General features: G+C 50.0%; 3 protein-coding genes. All 3 read left to right on the top strand.

Annotation, left to right across the window (positions count from 1 at the left end; translation table 11 throughout):
* Position 1 precedes the first annotated feature (1 nt).
* From E3J62_05385 to E3J62_05395, 3 genes are read left to right on the top strand one after another with little or no spacing between them, the layout of a single operon-like run.
* Positions 2–1,510 carry a site-specific DNA-methyltransferase gene (locus E3J62_05385; protein TET46062.1) on the top strand — a complete coding sequence of 503 codons (1,509 nt, stop codon included), beginning with the start codon at positions 2–4 and terminating at the stop codon, positions 1,508–1,510.
* A complete protein-coding gene (locus tag E3J62_05390) occupies positions 1,511–3,511 on the top strand; it encodes a hypothetical protein (protein TET46063.1) in 2,001 nt (666 codons plus the stop codon). It abuts the gene before it with no gap.
* Positions 3,498–3,854 carry a hypothetical protein gene (locus tag E3J62_05395; protein ID TET46064.1) on the top strand — a complete coding sequence of 119 codons (357 nt, stop codon included), beginning with the start codon at positions 3,498–3,500 and terminating at the stop codon, positions 3,852–3,854. The genes E3J62_05390 and E3J62_05395 overlap by 14 nt, the downstream gene beginning before the upstream one ends.
* Positions 3,855–4,422 lie beyond the last annotated feature (568 nt).

Consider the following 4,422-nt stretch of genomic DNA (forward strand, 5'->3'; position numbering starts at 1 on the left):
CATGTGTTACCCATGTCCCGGCACACCTGTTACCTATGTCCCCGGTCTATACAGTGGACGCACTTATAACATGATATTCGGGGACAAGAATGAAGTACGCTCCTTTTCCGATATATGGGAGGGGGGAATGCCCGGCTATCTCGTGTGGTTGAACGCGAGGTTATATGAGATGAAGCGTCTACTAAAACTGCAAGGGACAATCTACGTGCACTTGGACTGGCACGCCGTGCACTACATCAAGGTCGAACTCGACAAGTTATTCGGGTATGGAGGGAAGAAGGGTCCTGGATTCAAGTGCGAGCTGGTCTACTACGATGACTGGGGAGGACGCGGCGAAGGTCTGTGGGCATCAAAACACTATAGTATACTTATGTATACGAAATCAGAAAAGTGGTTTTTCAACGCCGATGAGATAAGGGTACCCTACAAGACCCAGACAAAAGGACGCAAGAACCCCCTTGTTTCGAAGGAGAAGGTTCAGCGTGGGAAGGTTCCACACACAGTGTTGGGGGAGATCAAACTTCACGCGAATTCAAAGGAACGAATCGGTTACCCTACGCAGAAGCCAGAGGCATTACTGGAGAAGCTGATTAGGGCAAGCAGCGACGAAGGCGATGTGGTTGCAGACTTTTTTGTCGGTGGTGGGACCACTGCTGCGGTTGCCCAGAGGCTCAATCGTCGATGGGTTGTGTGTGATCAGAGCCGCATAGCAGTGGCCATAACGGCAGACAGAGTTCGAAAGGTTGTTGAGAGTGTCGGCAAGCTATTTGCAATCCCTGATTTCACTGTCGAGCATTGGGGTGTGTATGAAATCCCGGAACTCGAAAAAATGTCGGCAGAGAAATTCCGTAAATTTGTGGTGAAGGCTTACGGTGGTAGGCCGGAGGATATTCACCCCCTGATCCACGGGGCCCGACGAAATGTGCCAATATTTGTTGGTGAACCCAGCCAGCGCAGCCAAATCACTAAAGTGGATGTCGGACAATTTGCACAGGCGATATGGAGGGAGCGACATAGCAATTTCGGGACAATGCTTGCTTGGAACTTTTCGCTTGACGCCCGCAAGGCGGCCCAAATCCTTGCGGCTCGCGAGAACAAGCGTATAGACTTTGTGCGGCTTTCTCTTATTCGGTTCGAAGACGATGAATTTAGCCAACATGTACGCCACAAACACCCTGATTATGGGGATTTACTGAGTTTTGTTCAGCCGCCTGAGATACGTGTACACTACAAGAAAGTCGGAACTCGCAAATACCTTTTTGACGTATCAGAATCAGTGAGTTTGAACAGAGACGGGGAGATTGCAAACGTTCAATGGGATTTCGATTTCAAGACCCGGTTCACTACCACACAGGGGTACTCATTTCTGAGGGAAAAGAAAACTGGGAGACCGCAGCTGGTTGTGGAGTATCAATTCCCAGAAACGGGGAAGTTTAGTGTTGCCTGCTCCGTACAAGACAATCAGGGGGGCGAAAGAACGAAGATCTTCACTATCAAGGTGGAGAGATAGGTGCACAACTACTTCCTTAGATACGAACAAGATTTTGACGAGTGGAGAACTGCTGGCTTTCCTGAAGTCTCGCCTCTTACGCACGATTTCATTGAGCACATTCTAAGGCCCGACCAGAAAAGGAGACTCTGGAAACACCAAGAAGAGGCCTTGTTACGAACCATCTATGCCTACGAACTACTTGAAGTAAAGAACGCACTGCTCAATATCGTTACAGGTGGGGGCAAGACGGCCATTATTGCTGCAGTTATGGCCTGGTTGAAGACTTCTCATAACGTGCACAAGTTCCTTGTGCTCTGCTCCAATACAATCGTACGCGACCGCTTGGAAGATGACCTGAGAAACGCGAAGGTATTTCGTGATTTCGGATTCCTTCCGCCAGGCTATGAGCACTGCACAAACGAGTTGGGGCTGCACATTCTCGAGCCGGGATCTACTCCGCAGGGAATCCTAGAGAACGGGATTGTCCTCGGTAACATCCATCAGCTGTACCGGTCTAACATCAGTGGTAGACGCAATCTCGCTTACATAATGAACTATGTCGATGAGATCGCGATTTTTAATGACGAGGCTCACAATACCCCGGCTCCCGAATATGATAATGTGCTCTTCGCGCTTTCTAGTAAGTGCAAATTCCGGCTTGACACAACCGCAACACCGGACCGTGCTGACGGGAAGGCGCCAGACAGCCGTATGATCTGCGAATACGTGATAGAAGACGCACAGGCCGAGGTCCCGCCTATCATCAAGAACGTTGTAGTGTATCAGCCAGAGATTGGATTAGTTCAACTGACCTACACCAACCCAGAAACAGGCGAACGGCGCACTGTGGACGAAATGGATGAGGAGTTCGAAAAAATAGAGAAGGGGCTGACGGCTACGCAATGGGTTACAGATCCCGATCCGATGCGGAAGCAAATTCAGATTGCCATCAACCGCTTGCAGGAACAAAAGCGTCGCGCAAAGTCCATTGGACGGGGACAATACGACCCATTACTCTTTGTAGTAGCTATCTGCATAAAGGACGCAGAGCAGGCTGCGGATATGTTGAATAGGGAGTTTGGCGTCAAAACGCTGTTGGTAACCGAAAGCTCAGACGAGGCAGACCGTCAGGCTGCAAGAGGGCTGGGTAAGAAGGAAAGCCCATATGATGCTGTAGTCAGCGTTTTGATGTTGCGTGAAGGCTGGGACGTTCCCGAGGTCGGGGTTATCCTGCTTCTGAGGAAATTCTCATCGCCAGTTTATGGACAGCAGGTGATCGGACGCGGCTTACGTCTCAATGTCCGGAACGAAGACCTTCAGGAAATATGCGCTGTCGTAGACCACAAGAAGCTTCAGCACGATTGGCTCTGGGACATTGTGGGGGCCAAAGTGAGAGACAATGTAGGGCAGGTGGAGCTCTTTGGTGATGAGGATTTGCCACCCAAGCGCAAGCAACAGGTTGTCGTCAACCCGGAATTCCTGATCGTCCTAGCAGAACCAGTGGAGGATGAAGAGGAGGGCGATTTCTCAGATGATTTGGCTGGTATCGAAGTAGAGATCGGCGATTTTCCAGACTGGCAAAGCATACTTAACGGTTTTGAATATGGCGCAGAAGTGGAGATTTCCAAGGTTGAAATAGATGCGGTAATTGGCAGACGTCTTTTTGGCGACGACTTCATAGAGATTCTGTCCGAGTCGGACCGGTCTCAGATAGAGGAAGAAGAGCAAGAAACATCAAAGGAGGAGTTGGCACGCACACTCAAGGGGATAGTCCGGGACATCTGCAGGGCCCTTCTAGCGAAAGAGGGCATAGGCTCCTTCGAGTTAGGATATCTGTATGGCGTAATGATGGACCACATCAAACAGAAGCTTCTGAACAATTGCAGTATTGGGTTAGCCTCGGAGGAGAGTCTGAGGCGCGCAATCCATCATCGCTATACGATTCTGCACAATGTTCTCAAGTTCAATGGTTTGGTGACAGGTATCGTCAAATACAGAAAGAGTGATGCAAATGCGTAGAAGTGGACGTGGGGATTTTGAGAACCCCCGAAAGAGCGCATATTCGGTTGAGCGCTACGACTCTCAGTGGGAACGTCAGTACATGATGAGATTAGAGAAGGACAAATCAGTGGCGAAATGGACGAAGTCCCACGGTATCGTAATACAATACGTAACGGAGGCAGGAAATGTCCGTGGCTACCATCCGGATTTCTTGGTTGAAAGAGTAGATGCAGCTAAGGAAATCCATGAGGTGAAAGGGGGACAATTTCTGAGAAACCCGGACACAATTCGAAAACACGAGGCTGCAAAGAACTGGTGCAAAAGGCGCGGGATGAGATTTGTGGTGATCACGAAGAAGTGATGAGCACCAGACCTGTACTACTGGGCGCATCAAACGCTATTGGTGAGCGGGGAATAAGTGAGGGGTAACACAAATGGGCTGGGAGAGTCGTAAGGGGACAAGCAGAAGGTACTATACTCGAAGCCGCCGTGTTGACGGGCGTGTAGTGCGAGAATATGTCGGTTCTGGCCCAATTGCAGAAGCTGCTGCAGCCTTGGATGCTGCACGCCGTTGTGAGCGGGCAGAGCAACGCCGAATACACAAAGAGGAATTGACGGGGGTGAAGGCTCTTGACGAAATGGTAGGAGAAGTCGCAAGGCTATCAGACAGGTTAGTAGAAGCAGAACTAACGAGAGCAGGTTATCACAAACACAAAGGCGAATGGAGGCGACGACGTCGTGGAAAAGCTGGCAATATACTTCGCTTCATATCCTCTCGGGCTTCTGGTGGCGGTTGTGATCATGTTCATGGTGACTATTAGCACGTAATCAGGCCCTGGTTGGTAAGGTATCTGGGAGGTCAGCTAGATGAAAGAAGGAATCAGAGTCACTTGGCGTGTCATACTTGGGATCGTGATGATTCCGGTAGT

This window comes from candidate division TA06 bacterium (assembly GCA_004376575.1).
Classification (GTDB): Bacteria; Hydrothermota; DG-26; order E44-bin18; family E44-bin18; genus E44-bin18.